At 41.2% G+C, this 14579-nt stretch carries 13 protein-coding genes; 5 read left to right on the top strand and 8 right to left on the bottom strand.

Annotated features, from left to right (window positions below):
- Positions 1 to 180: 180 nt before the first annotated feature.
- The 3 genes from GXP67_RS33525 to GXP67_RS33515 all read right to left on the bottom strand — a co-directional run bounded on the left by GXP67_RS33525 (position 181) and on the right by GXP67_RS33515 (position 2961).
- On the bottom strand, positions 181 to 534 hold the full coding sequence (locus tag GXP67_RS33525; protein ID WP_197901604.1) for an ankyrin repeat domain-containing protein: 354 nt from the start codon (positions 532 to 534) through the stop codon (positions 181 to 183).
- A gap of 323 nt (positions 535 to 857) precedes the next feature.
- Positions 858 to 2231, bottom strand: a complete 1374-nt coding sequence (locus tag GXP67_RS33520; RefSeq protein ID WP_162447154.1) for a DUF2382 domain-containing protein — start codon at positions 2229 to 2231, stop codon at positions 858 to 860.
- A gap of 97 nt (positions 2232 to 2328) precedes the next feature.
- Positions 2329 to 2961 carry an OmpA family protein gene (locus GXP67_RS33515; protein ID WP_162447153.1) on the bottom strand — a complete coding sequence of 211 codons (633 nt, stop codon included), beginning with the start codon at positions 2959 to 2961 and terminating at the stop codon, positions 2329 to 2331.
- Between the two features lie 337 nt (positions 2962 to 3298).
- Here GXP67_RS33515 and gcvT point away from each other — a divergent pair, with 337 nt between their 5' ends.
- The 5 genes from gcvT (at position 3299) to GXP67_RS33490 (ending at position 10286) form a co-directional block, all read left to right on the top strand.
- Positions 3299 to 4399 carry a glycine cleavage system aminomethyltransferase GcvT gene (gene gcvT / locus GXP67_RS33510; protein WP_162447152.1) on the top strand — a complete coding sequence of 367 codons (1101 nt, stop codon included), beginning with the start codon at positions 3299 to 3301 and terminating at the stop codon, positions 4397 to 4399.
- 85 nt (positions 4400 to 4484) lie between these two features.
- Positions 4485 to 5198 (top strand): 2-phosphosulfolactate phosphatase, encoded by a 714-nt coding sequence (locus GXP67_RS33505; RefSeq protein ID WP_162447151.1) that lies wholly within the window; start codon positions 4485 to 4487, stop codon positions 5196 to 5198.
- A 322-nt stretch (positions 5199 to 5520) separates the two neighbouring features.
- Positions 5521 to 6042 carry a hypothetical protein gene (locus GXP67_RS33500; RefSeq protein WP_162447150.1) on the top strand — a complete coding sequence of 174 codons (522 nt, stop codon included), beginning with the start codon at positions 5521 to 5523 and terminating at the stop codon, positions 6040 to 6042.
- 321 nt (positions 6043 to 6363) lie between these two features.
- Positions 6364 to 9006 carry a DNA gyrase subunit A gene (gyrA, locus tag GXP67_RS33495; protein WP_162447149.1) on the top strand — a complete coding sequence of 881 codons (2643 nt, stop codon included), beginning with the start codon at positions 6364 to 6366 and terminating at the stop codon, positions 9004 to 9006.
- A gap of 152 nt (positions 9007 to 9158) precedes the next feature.
- Positions 9159 to 10286: a tetratricopeptide repeat protein gene (locus GXP67_RS33490; RefSeq protein WP_162447148.1), complete on the top strand. Its 1128-nt coding sequence runs from the start codon at positions 9159 to 9161 to the stop codon at positions 10284 to 10286.
- A gap of 242 nt (positions 10287 to 10528) precedes the next feature.
- Here GXP67_RS33490 and GXP67_RS33485 read toward each other — a convergent pair whose 3' ends face one another.
- The 5 genes from GXP67_RS33485 to GXP67_RS37635 form a co-directional block, all read right to left on the bottom strand.
- Positions 10529 to 10885, bottom strand: coding sequence for a hypothetical protein (locus GXP67_RS33485; RefSeq protein ID WP_162447147.1), 357 nt, complete (start codon positions 10883 to 10885; stop codon positions 10529 to 10531).
- Between the two features lie 635 nt (positions 10886 to 11520).
- Entirely contained in the window at positions 11521 to 11916 is a 396-nt protein-coding gene (locus tag GXP67_RS33480; RefSeq protein ID WP_162447146.1) for a hypothetical protein, read from the bottom strand.
- 20 nt (positions 11917 to 11936) lie between these two features.
- Positions 11937 to 12374, bottom strand: coding sequence for a glycoside hydrolase 5 family protein (locus GXP67_RS33475; RefSeq protein ID WP_162447145.1), 438 nt, complete (start codon positions 12372 to 12374; stop codon positions 11937 to 11939).
- A gap of 17 nt (positions 12375 to 12391) precedes the next feature.
- The gene (locus GXP67_RS33470; RefSeq protein ID WP_162447144.1) at positions 12392 to 13549 is read right to left on the bottom strand and encodes a glycosyl hydrolase; all 1158 of its coding nucleotides are present in this window, start codon (positions 13547 to 13549) and stop codon (positions 12392 to 12394) included.
- Positions 13521 to 14576 (bottom strand): glycosyltransferase family 2 protein, encoded by a 1056-nt coding sequence (locus GXP67_RS37635; RefSeq protein ID WP_232064744.1) that lies wholly within the window; start codon positions 14574 to 14576, stop codon positions 13521 to 13523. Before GXP67_RS37635 ends, GXP67_RS33470 begins: the two co-directional genes overlap by 29 nt.
- Between the last annotated feature and the right edge of the window lie 3 nt (positions 14577 to 14579).

Genomic DNA, 14579 nt, shown 5'->3' with positions numbered 1-14579 from the left:
TTACATGTTGAACAAATAGTTCAGGTGCTGGTAAACCTTACTTAATTGGGGTTACTTGATATGCCTTACGCAAATTTGTAATAACAGGTTTATTAATCAGTACTTTTTACGACCGATAGGATATACTAAAATATCTTTCAGACAAGTACAGCATACTTGCTTAATGAGTCCATGGGAAAATTATTTAGCTCCTTGTGTTTCTAAAAAGGCTACCACCGGCCCTGATTCTTTTCCGCCAGCTTTGGCATGTTTCAATAGCGAAATACCATGCGGCCCTTTACAGGAAATCATATCCGGATAAATTTTTATGATTGTTTGAATGATCTCCAGTTTACCCAGCATAGCAGCTGTAAAAATATCCATACGGGCGCCTTTACTTAATAGGAAATTTGCAATTTCCCGGTTTCCCATATGCGAAGCACCTCCTAGCCCTGTTTCAAAATCACCGGCTCCCCAATCCCAGGTGGCATTCAATAAACCAGGTTCCTGAAGCAGTAATTCCTGTGTCCTGTCTAACTTGCCATGTGCAGCCACTACGAATTCTTTTACCAGTTCAGGTTTTAAAGCCGCCGGTTTATTTTGTTTATATAAACTGCCGGGGATACCCGCTAAAACACAAGTCCGTAGGGCAGATAGATGAATAAATGACTCCGGTTGAGGTTTTGCGTGGGAAGAGGCATATAGGGGAATGTGAGAAAGCGTATAAGCGGGAATTTAATTATTAAGGATTGCTTTCACCTCAGATGGGTGATTTAAGAGGCGTAACAGCGGAAATTTAATGTTGTTACTAGCATAAACACAAACAGCGATGAATTTTAAATTCATCGCTGTTTGCTCTACATTATTTATGGTCTTTGTTATACTCTTCCGGAACCGGAAAGCCGGTTTGTATTAAAATGTTCGCCTTCATAAAACCTCTCGTCGGAGAGGGAGCCAGGCTGATAGGTAGGGGAAAAAGCAGAGATGAGTTTGTGCTCAAAATCCCTGGAAATTTCTTCTCCATGATACGCCGGAATACTGGTAATGGACTGGTCTGTTAAATTAGGTGCGATCACAAACTTATTTTCATGATCCAGATTTACTGCACCAATCGGAATCAACACATGGCGGTCATCCTCATCGGCAACAGTCAGGTCATCATCTATTTCTACATCCAGGTAGCGAACTTTCATGGCACTAGTGTCTACAATCAGTTCTTCTACTTCGCCCAGTTTTTCTCCATCACGGCCAATCACATCCCATCCCCGTACATCGGGGTCTTCATCAGATACTTTGTAATCATCTTCAACCTCTTTCATACGCCGCAAGGAACCCTGCCAATCCTGGTGAGATTTTTCAAGAAATCCAGCATCTGAATCCGGATTTTCATTTCCTCGGGACTCATTATGAAATCCGTCTGCGTCAGTATACGTTCTATTGGCTTCAGAGTAAGTTGTGTCAGTAGGTGTATAGGTGTTGGCTGAACTAATTACATCTTCCCGGCCTTTTCCGGAGAGGTTTTCTACTTCCACCTCGGTATTGCGTAAAGTATCCCGGATCGTTTCTGTACGTTCTTCTACCTCCTTACTTAAAGAAACTTCTTCCACCACCTGAGCTTGTTTGGAAACTACCGGAACTTCTGCCTGTTCCCTAATTTCAATCACCCCTTCTTTAAAAGCATTGATGTCGGCTTCAGAAGCAGGGCGGTCTGCCGGATGGCGTTCTACATGCACATGTTCCTGGCGTAAGCGCAGTTTTTCTTCTACCGGCTTTTCAAAGATGCGGCTCCTGAGCCGTACACCACCGGTTTCTACCACCCGTTTGCCAACCTGCATGTTTTCTTCAATTACAGGAAGCGATTGATTGGTCGTGGAGGAAGCATCAGATTCCCGTTGATTATTAAACTCATTGCTATACTGATCAGATTTTTCATCTACATCCACTGCGCCATATTGATCCAGTAGTGAGGCGGCTTGGCTGGCTTGTTCTTCCGTGTGGGCGTGTACTGTTACAACTGAACCCCGGCTGGCCACCCTGGAATAATTCTCCGCCTCCCGCTCATTATCAAACAAGGAACGGAAAAAATCACGCCTGGACATATTATCCTGATCCGAAGTATCCGTTGAACTCGTATAATCCTGCTGGCTGGAAAAATCTATATCATGCTGTGCAAAGCCATTATTCATTAAGTGGAGAACTGCTTGTTGTGCCTGGCCTGCATTTTCGAAAATTCCTATTACTGTTTGTGACATAATTCTTTACATTAAGTGGGTTGAAGGGTATAATTATTAACAGACAGCGTATAACTGCTTGTTGTCCTGGTTACCATTAATAGTAGCTTGCAGGCTTTTACGGATTCATGGCTACAATTTCTACCCGGCGGTTTTGTTGTTGTCCGCTTTTGGTCTGGTTAGAAGCAACCGGATCGGCTTCGCCCATCGGATGAATAGAAATACGGGAAGCATCCATACTGGCATTAGTTACCAGCCAGTTTTTAACTGCTTCTGCCCGTTGCTGAGAAAGTTCTTTGTTATGCTCCGCATCTGCTCTGGCATCTGCATGGCCATATATTCTGATTTGCCCTTGTCCATACCGCTGGTCGATGGAGGCAACAATCTGCTCGAGATTCTCTCTGGCATCGCTGCGAATAGTAGCCTGGTCTGTATCAAACAATAGCTTTTCACCCATGGAATACACGGTATACATATCATTTCCCCGAAGCTCAAAATCAGAGGAATTGATTTTAATTTCAGGATGGTTTATTCTGGGCACGTTCAAATCTACATCCCGCCACATATCTGCAGCGCCGGTACTTACGCCATTTTCAATGGTTTCGGCATCATTGCGCATCGCTGCAGCATCAGATTCTATATTTCGATCGCGGGATAAAAGCCAGCCTACAATTCCTACCAGTGCCAGGATTCCCAGAATCCATAGCCAGTTGAAACCTTTCTTTTTTGGTTCAATATTAATTTCTGCCATAACTGAATTATTTTTGGTTAAAAACATGGTTGTTTGCCGTACAGGCTTATATTCAAATTTTATTTCTGTATAGAAGCATAAAAAATATCAAAAAAATATAAAGCCTGTCCGGTATGTGTAGAGTTAACGAGGTTAAAAAAAGTTAGTTCTATTATTTTCTGATTAGTTTACTTTTACAAAGGCCTTTGCCGTTGGAGTTTTTCTAACCTTCTTAGGTACGATTCACTTGATGTTAACCGAGCGACATGTAGGAAATCACTGATTATTAAGCGAGGATTTTTTTAATACTTCGTGCTGAATTTGTTTACCTTTGCGGCTTGTTAACCCAAGTGATTCTATGATTGAAACCACTGCCCTCAAAAAAGTAGCTTTACATGACCTGCATGTTAGCTTAGGTGCTAAAATGGTGCCCTTTGCCGGCTACTATATGCCTGTCCGTTACTCATCTGATATTGAAGAACATACTACAGTCCGTACGGCTGTAGGGGTATTTGATGTATCGCACATGGGCGAATTTATGCTTTCTGGCCCCAAAGCCCTTGAGTTGATCCAGCGGGTTACTACCAATGATGCTTCCAAACTCTATAACGGCAAAATTCAATATACTTGCCTGCCCAATGCTACCGGAGGAATTGTAGACGATCTGCTCGTATACCAGTTGAACAGTGAAAAATATATGCTGGTGGTGAATGCTTCCAATATTGAAAAAGACTGGAACTGGATTGTTTCCCACAATAGGGAAGGGGTAGCGATGGAAAATATCTCTGACCAGATCAGCCTGTTTGCGGTACAGGGGCCAAAAGCGGCTGAGACGCTTCAATCTCTGACAACTGTGAATTTAGCGCAGATGGAATATTATACTTTTGTGAAAGCAACCTTTGCCGGAGTAGATGACATTATTATTTCTGCAACCGGATATACAGGTGCTGGTGGATTTGAAATTTACCTGCCTAATGCCTATGCACCGGAGATCTGGAATAAAATTTTTCAGGCTGGCGCTTCTTATGGAATCAAACCGATTGGCCTGGGTGCCAGAGATACCCTGCGCCTGGAGATGGGCTATTGCCTGTATGGAAATGATATCGACGATACCACTTCTCCCTTAGAAGCCGGATTGGGCTGGATTACTAAGTTCAATAAACCTTTTGTGAATGCGGCAAACCTGCAGTCTCAAAAAGAAAAAGGTGTAGACAAAAAGCTGGTGGCCTTTACCATGATTGACAGGGGAATTCCTAGGAGTCATTATGACATTATAAATGAAGCTGGTGATAAAATAGGAGTGGTTACCTCTGGTACCCAATCACCTTCGCTGCAGACTGGTATTGGAATGGGCTATTTACAAACGGCGTATACAAAACCAGATACAGAAATATATATCAGCATCCGAAATAAACCTTTAAAAGCAAAAATTGTAAAACTTCCCTTCTATAAAGTTTAAAAACAGTCAGCCATTAACCTGTGTTGAAAACTACTAGTCAATACTTCAATAAGGCACTGCTCCCTGCTTATCTATTCAATCACACATGAAAAAAATTGATATTTGTCTCACACCAGAGCTGTTACATTTGTATGAGCTTACAGACCGCATAGTGGTAGTTGTAGATATTCTCCGTGCTACCTCTTGTATGACTACCGCCCTGGCTCATGGTGTAGAGAAAATAATACCTGTTGCTACCCTGGAAGAATGCCGTGCCTTACAAGCGCAGGGATATATCTCAGCTGCCGAACGGGATGCCAAAAAAGCCGATGGTTTCGAGCTCGATAATTCTCCCTTCAGTTATATGCAGGAGCACCTGAAAGGAAAAACCATAGCCATGACCACAACCAACGGAACACTGGCAATCACCAGATCCAGAGAAGCCATACAGGTTATTATAGGTTCTTTCCTCAATAAGACAGCCGTAGTTGAATACCTGCGAAGCCAGCCACATGATGTGCTGATTCTGTGTGCGGGCTGGAAAGGCCGTGTGAATCTGGAAGATACTTTATTTGCCGGTGCTGTGGTGGATGAACTGAAGGATGAATTTCTGATTGAAGACGATGCTACTTTGGGGGCGCATACCATTTATGGCTGTGCCAAATACAATATGCTCAAATCTATGGCTTCTTCCTCACACGTGAAACGCCTCCATAGGTTAAATCTGGCCAGAGACATTGAGTTCTGCATCCGGGAAGATGAATATCAGGTAATTCCCATTTTGCAGGGAAATGCGCTGGTAGCTATGGTGAAGGCGTAAAAAACTAGCAGTAACTCTGTATCGTCTGGAGACATAGGCCTTTAGACTGTTAACAGATGTATGTTTCTGTTCAAATCTCATTTGCAACGCTGCTACTCAGGTAGTATACTGTAACCGGATTGTGCCCTTTTACAATTTTTAACAGGTTTTACGTTATAAAAACAGAGAGTTTCCTATACTTTGGGGAAATAATCTTATACTCACGGGAAACCTGGCCGTAAAAGTCCATAAAACAGTATCTTATATAGAGCGTTGAAATGAAATATAGTGTATACATCATAGTACTTTTGATGCTGGTAACTGATGCCTGTAGACCGCCCAGATGTACTATTCCTACATGTTATGTACGGATGAAACACCGGCACGGCGGCGAAAACTGGAAAGAAGCCCCACCGCCCCAAAGGATTTTGAACTGGAAACAGGTGCTACCAATATTGCTGAGAAAGGAAATAAAGGAAAAAATGATGACGAGGAGAATGCAGGGGGAAATAGAGGAACTGAATATCGGGGCGTTCGCTGGTGGAAAAAGAATAAAAATCCAAAGATAGGAGAGGGGTATAAGCCAGGGTATAAATACGATTACAAAAAGCCAAAATATAAGCCTCGTAATTCCAGGAAAGACAGAGAAAAAGCGCCGGAAGGAGAGGAGCAGATCACAGATGCACAAAATGCAGCCCCGGATTCTACAGGCGTAGAACCTCAAAAGAAAAAAGGTTTCTTTAATAAGCTGCGCTCCAAAAAATCTAAAAAAGCAGAAGAGCCGCCATTAGAGGAGGAAATGCAGGAAGAACCGCCAGCCAAACCAGACAAAAAAGCACCCGCAGAAAAAAAAGACGGCTTTTAAGCCGTCTTTTTTGATTTCTATTATAATCTTATCTTCATTTTTTATTAACTGAGCAGGAGTGGAGCACTCCAAAAAACTCTGTTCAGGTATAGCTCATTCCGGTTGATAAATTGAGCGGAAGAAGTGAATGATGCCTGTTAAATTTTGCCTTAAGATCTGCTAATATTCATCAGCAAAAATAATTTACTTGCCTTATTTCCATCAGTGTAAATACTAAGTAATTTACTTGCTTTTCATAGCGGAATAAGGGGATAAAAGCGTGATTTTTTGCAATTAAATTCGTAAATTGCAGCTTATTCTTACCAAATTTTTATTGCATATATGGCAGAAGGAGAAAATATAATTCCCATTAATATCGAAGACGAAATGCGTGGGGCATACATTGATTATTCAATGTCTGTGATCATTTCCAGGGCTTTGCCTGATGTCCGCGATGGGTTAAAACCGGTTCACCGCCGGGTACTTTTCGGGATGGCCGAATTGGGAGTTAATTATAACAAACCTTATAAAAAGTCAGCCAGAATTGTAGGGGAGGTGCTGGGTAAATTCCATCCGCATGGCGATTCTTCTGTATATGATACCATGGTCCGTATGGCCCAGGACTGGTCGCTGAGATATCCACTAGTTGATGGGCAGGGTAATTTTGGTTCTGTAGATGGCGATGCACCTGCTGCCATGCGTTATACAGAAGCCCGTTTGAAGCGTATTGCGGAAGAAATGCTTACTGACATTTATAAGGAAACAGTAGATTTTCAATCCAACTTCGATGATTCGCTTACAGAGCCGACTGTATTGCCTGCAAAAGTTCCTAATCTGCTGATTAATGGTACTTCAGGCATTGCCGTAGGAATGGCTACCAATATGGCTCCACATAATCTTTCGGAAGTAATTGATGGAATTATCGCCTATATTAAAAATAGTGAAATTACTATTGCCGAGTTGATGGAATTTGTAAAAGCTCCGGATTTTCCGACCGGAGGGATTATTTATGGATTCCAGGGTGTAAAATCTGCTTTTGAAACCGGCCGGGGACGGATTGTGATGCGGGGAAATGCTGCCTTTGATACGACTCCTTCAGGCAAGGAACAGATCATTGTTACTGAGATCCCTTATATGGTTAATAAGGCGAGTATGATCGAAAAAACGGCCCAGTTGATCAATGAGAAGAAAATAGAAGGCATTTCTGACATACGCGATGAATCTGACCGGGATGGATACCGGGTGGTATATGATTTGAAACGGGATGCGGTACCAAGTGTCGTCCTTAATAATCTTTATAAATATACGGCGCTGCAATCTTCTTTTGGTGTGAACAATGTAGCCCTGGTAAAAGGCCGTCCGGTTACGCTGAATCTAAAGGAGCAGATCAAGTATTTTGTAGAACACCGCCACGAAGTAGTGGTGCGCCGTACCAGATACGAATTAAAAGAAGCACAGAAACGGGCACACATTTTAGTGGGTTTGCTCATTGCCCTCGATAACCTGGATGCCGTGATATCGCTCATCCGTTCTTCCCGCGATCCGGAAGAAGCCAAACTGGGGCTGATGCAGGGGAAAGGCTTTAATGTGCGTGATATCTACCGTAAAATGGGGGTTATCGGCATTGAAGAATTTAGCAGTGATGAAACAGAAAAAAATGGCTCTGCAAATGTTGTTCCCAATGTACTGACTGAAGTGCAGGCTAAAGCTATTCTGGAAATGCGTTTACAGCGCTTAACCGGTTTGGAACGGGATAAGATAGAAAAGGAGTACGATGAAGTAGAATCCTTAATCAAGCGTTTGAATGAGATTCTTTCTAACGAGCCCTTACGTATGCAGATTATTACCGACGAGCTTTCAGAAATGAAAGAACGTTATGGAGATAAGCGCCGGACCCAGATCGTGCATGCGGCTGATGAGTTCACAATGGAAGATATGATTGCTGATGAAGAAATGCTGATCACGATCTCTCATGAAGGATATATCAAACGTACCCCGCTCAATGAATACCGTACACAGGGCAGAGGGGGCGTAGGTTCCAGAGGGGTTTCTACCAAAGAAGATGATTTTACCGAACATCTGTTCACGGCGACCAATCACAACTACCTGATGATCTTTACGGAAAGCGGAAAAGTATTCTGGCTGAAAGTATATGCCATTCCGGAAGGAAGTAAAGTGTCTAAAGGCAGAGCGATTCAGAATCTGATCCAGATAGACGCTTCCGATAAAGTACGGGCTGTGATCAATGTGAAAACCCTGGATGATGCTGATTATGTAAACAATAATTACCTGATCATGTGTACCGAGCAGGGTACGATCAAGAAAACATCCCTGGAGGCATATTCCAGACCCAGGCAGGCTGGTATCAATGCAATAACTATTAATGAGGGCGACCGTTTGCTGGATGTGGCCCTTACCAATGGTACCAACGACATTGTAATTGCCCTGCAATCTGGTATGGCAATCCGCTTTAACGAACAAAGAGTAAGGCCGATGGGAAGGGTAGCTGCTGGTGTGATAGGTATTACACTTTCAGATGAAGAGGATAAAGTAGTAGGAATGGTATGTATCAGCCGTGCAGATGCACAGTTACTGGTAGTATCTGAAAAAGGATTTGGAAAACGTTCCTCAGTTGAAGATTACCGTCTGACCAACCGGGGCGGAAAAGGAGTAAAAACCTTTAATATTACTGATAAAACCGGCCATCTGGTTGCTATCAAAGAAGTAACAGATTCTGATGAGCTGATGATCATAAATAAATCAGGAATTACCATTCGTCTGGCCGTATCTGACCTTCGTGTGATGGGACGAGCTACTCAAGGTGTAAAGTTGATCCGGTTGAACGAAAATGATGAAATATCTTCAGTTGCCAAAATCGAACGGATTGAAGAATCAGAAGCTGAGGAAAGAGAAGAAAGCAGTGGCGTCGATGGCGGCGAGAGTAATGGAAGTGATACTGATGTTGCTGATGCTGAGCAGGAATAATTAGTAATTTCACATCATCTGTCTGGCAAGAATATTGGACAGATGATGTGAATTAGATATTTATTTGTTATTTTTGAAGTTTTCTAATCTTTATTTTGCGTTAAATCATTTATTATCTCTAAACCTATATTTATAACCCCCTTCTAAACATTATGAAAAAAGTTATTTTAGCTGGTGCATGTATGTTAGCCTCTTTCGGTGCTTTTGCACAAGCGGGAGCGGTAATGAGTGCAGAATCTAATTTTGCATCGGGAAAGCTTGATGCAGCTAAAGAATCCATAGATAAAGCCTCCGTGCATGAAAAAACTGGTAATAAAGCCAAAACCTGGTTCCTGAAAGGTGAAATTTACAGAGGTATTGCCGCAGATCAAACCGGTATGTACAGTAAACTGGACACCAATGCGACGGTGGTTGCCTATGATGCGTATAAAAAAGCTGTACAATTGGAACCTGGTAAAACCTATTCCAAACAAGCCGAAGAATCTTTGAAACAAATGCACTTCTTTGCCGGTGCCCAGAAGTATAAGAATGGTGATTATACCGGTGCATTGCCTTTGTTTGAAATGGCTACAACTGCTAACCCAACAGATACACTGGCACCATTATATGCCGGTATTACCGCGCAGCAATTAAAAGATTATGACAAAGCTGCGGCAAGTTTTGAAAACCTGATTAAGATCGGTACCAATATGCCTGATATTTATACCACTCTGGCATCTATCTACAGAAGCCAGCAGAAAAATGACCTGGCACTAGAGGTTTTAAAGAAAGGTACTGCCAAATTTCCAGGCGACAAAACAATGAAGTCTGAGGAGTTCAACCTCTATATTGCAACTGGTAAAACTGCTGAAGCCAAAGCCAACCTGGAGGAGGCCATCAAACGTGAGCCTAATAATCCTACGTATCATCTGAATATGGGAATCCTTTCTGAACAGACTGGTGATCCGGAAGGGGCAGCTGCTGCTTATACAAAAGCCATTGAACTTGATCCAAACAGCGTAGATGCTAACCTGAGTATGGGCGTAATGCATTATAACAAAGGTGCAGATATCAGCAAGAACATCAATAATATGGATCTGAAAACCTATCAGAAAGAAGGAAAAAAACTGGAAGAACAATTAAAAGTTCACTTCAAAGCAGCATTACCTTATTTCCAGAAAGCATATCAACTAGATGCTACCAATCTGAATATTCTCCAGCCATTGGCAAGTATTTATAAAGTGCTTGAAATGAAAACGGAAGAAGCTAAAATTGTAAAAGAAATCGAAACGTTGAATTAATTTTAAATATCACTTTATTTCAAAGCCATCTTGTGCGAACAGGATGGCTTTGATTTTTTATAACGCTTCAGGGATATTCTCATAGAGTAGAGGTAATGAGTAAAGTGAGTGGGTAGGGAAAGAAAAGTTGCACGGGTAGGTTTATTGAAAAGTTTACTTAACATAATATAAATTATATAACAAATGAATAACCAAACAAAGAATAAGAAGGAAGACTTTATCCAGAAATAGGTATGCGTATTTTAGAGATAATATTCCCAAAATCCATATTTACTATTATACAGACACAAGATAGACTTTTCTAACTTACTATTTGTAAAATATAAAGTAAATGGTTCCTCTTTTTTTATATACTGATCTGTTTTATTGCCTGTTTTTAATGAATCCTGACAAGAACTTGCTGAAAAATTTTCTCCTAAACTTTTAATTGTTGTATTGGAAACTGGTTTAATGAGTTGCTGTTGGTTGGTATAGTGGAGTATTAATGTATCCGCATACGTGAAATTTGTCTGAGATACACCATTAAGAGAATTATTTACTTGACATGGTGCGTAAAAACTAATGAAAATGAAAATAGTAATAATAATATATTTTTTCATAAGCGCGTATAAATACTGGCTAAAAAACTGATTACTCTTTCACAAATCGTTAGGAAGTTACTTTGAGGTAAATAATCTAAGAGCGTTTTTTGAATATAATTACAATGAGGTAAACACTGATGGATATCTAGTCAACTTTCCTAATTTGTCCGAAGATTCTTTTATGAAATCTAAAATTAGGCGTCACGGCCTGGTTTTGAATTGTAATAAGTTATTCTATCTTACACTCGTGATATAAGAAACAAATAATACCAAATAAGAATAAACGACCTTCCTCAGATGAAAAAAAGAACAGATGAAATAGTATACCCTGAGGAAAATATCCGATGTCCTAACTTACAAACCTATGACAGATTAGACCTGTAAAGAAATGATGTCAAACGGGTGCCGGATGAAGCGTATAAAAATCAGTAAATAATGTTGTAGTTAAACGGTTGAGCTGCTAACGTAATTTAGCTAAAAATCTATCTTACTGTCTGTTTCGTTAGGATATGTGCTGATAGCTTTTATTAGGCAACAGATTGCCTACCAAAATCCGGTTATTTATATAATAAGCCAAAGACGGCATAATTGAAGCAAGCCATTTGAAATTTCTAAACTGGTTATCCATTGGGTTTCTAACAAAAGTCTACGAATCAATTTGAAACTGGAACTGGCTCTGAAGCTGTCACTACATTCCCTTTGCCATCATGGATATACAGATACAGCCTGTATTTAGAAGGTTCTTTGGGAAAAGTTACTTTTGCCCGCATTCCGCCTGCCAGCTGTACTACTTTTCCTGTGCGGTCCAGATATTCATTTTCGCATAAGTACCATTGGTAACGGGCAGTTTTGCTGATGTTATTTTCTGTAATGGCTTTGAATTCATAGGTTTTGCCAGGTTCCAGTTCTTCTGAAGGACCTTTAATATGTACATCATGTAAGGGAGATTTTTGTTTGCGATTTGTCCACAGGGTGCTCAGGGCATAATAAGCTGGTTTACGTCTGCCTTCAGTATCTGTGAGCCCATACCAGGTAGCGGTTCCTTCCATTCGATCCCGCCAGCAAAAAGCTATGCCCCAATATTATTGCCTTTTTTAGAAATCACGTATCTGTCCCACTGCGTGCTGTACCAGATTGCCTTCTTATGATCTGAATCTTCCATCAATAACGTATCGTTTTTAAATGTAGAATAATCAGGATTCCAGTAACCTTTCGGCCCGAATTCAGATACCAGGTAAGGCCGGGTTGGATCAAATTGTTTAAATAAAGTATCCAGCTGGCTTATCTGTTGCCGGTAATAAGAATTTACACCAATAATATCTACTGAAGGAACATGTTCCCGGAAAGCAACTATTTCCTGAGGAAGCTGCCAGCTGTGTTCCAGGGCAGTTAATACCGGGTGTTTTGGATCAATTTGATGGATACGCTGGGCGATCTGCTCGATCATTTGCATATAGGCTTTGCGCACTTGCCCAAGATATGGCTGTGCATAATAATGTTTGAGCAAGCCAGATGCTTCATTGCCTATCCCCAGCCCAGTATTGCCGGATGGTCTTTGTGTTGTTCTACCAGTTTTACAATCCGCTGGATGTATTGTTGAACTTGCAGGGAATCTTTATAATAATCTACTTCAGGATCAAACCAGAAACCGTACAATACTTTCAGATCATGCTCACTGGCCGTATTCAAAATATTCCGGTCATATACACCGGGATGATATCTACGGATGGTATTAGCGCCCATCGCTTTAATGGCTGAAAAATCAGCAATTAATTGTTTTTTGCTGAGCGGATAATCGCCGTCTCTCCAGTCATGGGCTGGATTATACGCTACGCCTTGTATATAAAATGGCTTTCCATCTACTCTGAGTGAATAGTTACCGGCTTTGCCTGAAATGCTATTTGTATGGCTGGCTGTTGTTAGTAATGGAGATTGTACAGAAGAAATATAGGACGGCTTTGGAAGCACAGTTAGTGCATTTTTAGCTGCATCAAACACAGGTTTTGATTGTCCGAATGTCCAGTCAATAAACCGGGTGGTAGAATCGGGCCGCCAGGAATTGATCCAGTATCTATCCCGGTTGCTATAGAAAAATACCAGAGACTTTATTTCCGGGATTGATTCAGTAATAAACTGGGTAGCCTCTGTAAGCCAGGCTGCCTGGTCTCCCCCATAGGCAGTAGTTCCAAATTCGGCCAGCATCACTGGTTTGGAAAGCCTTCGTATTTTCTTTCGAATGGGAGAATAAATCTGTTTAAAACTTCGCCATTGCCCGTCATATGAAGCTTTTCCATAATTTAATGCTGTCAGCCCGATCCAGTCCACATATTGTTTGCCTGGATAATATTCATCTATAGTAGAAGGATTCCAGGGATTCCATACCCAGGTTACATTGGTGATACCCAGGTTTACAAACACCTTTACTACATGTTGCCAGGAAGCTTTATAGTCATCTGCAGTATTTCCGCCGGTGGCTGACCAGGGATATACCGGATTATCTGGTTCATGGGCAAACCGGATAAATACTGGTTTTTCAAGTGCTTTGATTTTTAAGGCAAAAGCCTCAATATATTCATCTAAAGCTCCATTGATAACAGCTTTACAGAAGTCTTTATTTTGTTGCAACCCTGGATATTTCGCATTATAGGAGAAGCTATTTGTAAAAGGTTCCCAGGTAATCATAGGTACTGCCCTTTCTGATAGATCTGCTGGTATAATGCATCCGGGAAATGTGTAATGCTGTACGGCCCCATGCGATATAGGTAGATACAATGCCAAAAGAATGTGCTGTATTTGTTTCTACTTGTTGCAGCGGCTGCAGATTGAGCGCACTGTCGATCTGCGGCATATAAATTCCAGAGTAGAATCCCCCTGTTTCTTTAAATACAGGAGGTTCTGTTCTGGTAAAATCTATTGTTGGTTTTTGATGCAGGAAAAAATAACTGCCGAATAAAATCACAATTAATAGTCCATAGACAGCAGCTCCATTTCTAACAATATTAAATATAAAGTGACTCGTTTTCCAAAGATGACTTCTTAGAGAGGAAATATAGGTATCGAAATGGTCACTCTTTGAAAGTGTAGTATAAATATTGATCAATAGTTTATGCTGCCCTAACAAAGCGATAAAACCTAGAATTAAGGCATTGATACCAGCAAAACTTGCCATCAGGAAGCTATAAGGGCTCCAGTCGACGGATAAGCCGTACACTATTGCTGCCATACTCACCAGGCAAGCAATAATATTAGGCGTACTTAATAGCCAGCTGTTTACAGGTTTATCATCTTTGGGCGTAGGAATGTAAGGGACTTTGACCCGGAATATTGTATAAAACAAGCCCATCAGGTAAATCCACCAGGTGCCGCTCCGGAGCAACCCTCCCAGCATATGGATACCCCTTTCATGTTTTTCCAGAAACCATTTCTGAGAATACTGCCGAATCAGCAATGAGAAAGCAAATAAGGGTGTAAAGTAGAGGCTGAATGCAACAAAATTTACTTCCCATGGCATTTGAGAAGTAAGCAGGGCAATTATTGGAATGAGTATGTCAATCAGCCCAAACAGGCCAAATAAATAATAAAGCGGAAGCGTAAAATAGTGGATTTTTTGACGCCAGGTAAAATGGCGGAATAACTCAAAATAGGTTGTAAAGAGCAGTTCAAAAGTACCTCTTGACCATTTTAATTGCTGCTTATAATACGCCGACATAGT

Origin of the sequence: Rhodocytophaga rosea (assembly GCF_010119975.1) — a bacterium.
Classification (GTDB): Bacteria; Bacteroidota; Bacteroidia; order Cytophagales; family 172606-1; genus Rhodocytophaga; species Rhodocytophaga rosea.
This window is presented reverse-complemented; position numbering and strand designations above follow the sequence as displayed.

What these genes read in the sequence shown, in the direction of transcription:
- GXP67_RS33520 (WP_162447154.1), bottom strand. Translation starts at nt 2,231, where the DNA reads ATGTCACAAACAGTAATAGGAATTTTCGAAAATGCAGGCCAGGCACAA.
- GXP67_RS33515 (WP_162447153.1), bottom strand. Translation starts at nt 2,961, where the DNA reads ATGGCAGAAATTAATATTGAACCAAAAAAGAAAGGTTTCAACTGGCTA.
- gcvT (WP_162447152.1), top strand. Translation starts at nt 3,299, where the DNA reads ATGATTGAAACCACTGCCCTCAAAAAAGTAGCTTTACATGACCTGCAT.
- GXP67_RS33505 (WP_162447151.1), top strand. Translation starts at nt 4,485, where the DNA reads ATGAAAAAAATTGATATTTGTCTCACACCAGAGCTGTTACATTTGTAT.
- GXP67_RS33500 (WP_162447150.1), top strand. Translation starts at nt 5,521, where the DNA reads ATGTACTATTCCTACATGTTATGTACGGATGAAACACCGGCACGGCGG.
- gyrA (WP_162447149.1), top strand. Translation starts at nt 6,364, where the DNA reads ATGGCAGAAGGAGAAAATATAATTCCCATTAATATCGAAGACGAAATG.
- GXP67_RS33490 (WP_162447148.1), top strand. Translation starts at nt 9,159, where the DNA reads ATGAAAAAAGTTATTTTAGCTGGTGCATGTATGTTAGCCTCTTTCGGT.
- GXP67_RS33485 (WP_162447147.1), bottom strand. Translation starts at nt 10,885, where the DNA reads ATGAAAAAATATATTATTATTACTATTTTCATTTTCATTAGTTTTTAC.
- GXP67_RS33480 (WP_162447146.1), bottom strand. Translation starts at nt 11,916, where the DNA reads ATGGAAGGAACCGCTACCTGGTATGGGCTCACAGATACTGAAGGCAGA.
- GXP67_RS33470 (WP_162447144.1), bottom strand. Translation starts at nt 13,549, where the DNA reads ATGATTACCTGGGAACCTTTTACAAATAGCTTCTCCTATAATGCGAAA.
- GXP67_RS37635 (WP_232064744.1), bottom strand. Translation starts at nt 14,576, where the DNA reads ATGTCGGCGTATTATAAGCAGCAATTAAAATGGTCAAGAGGTACTTTT.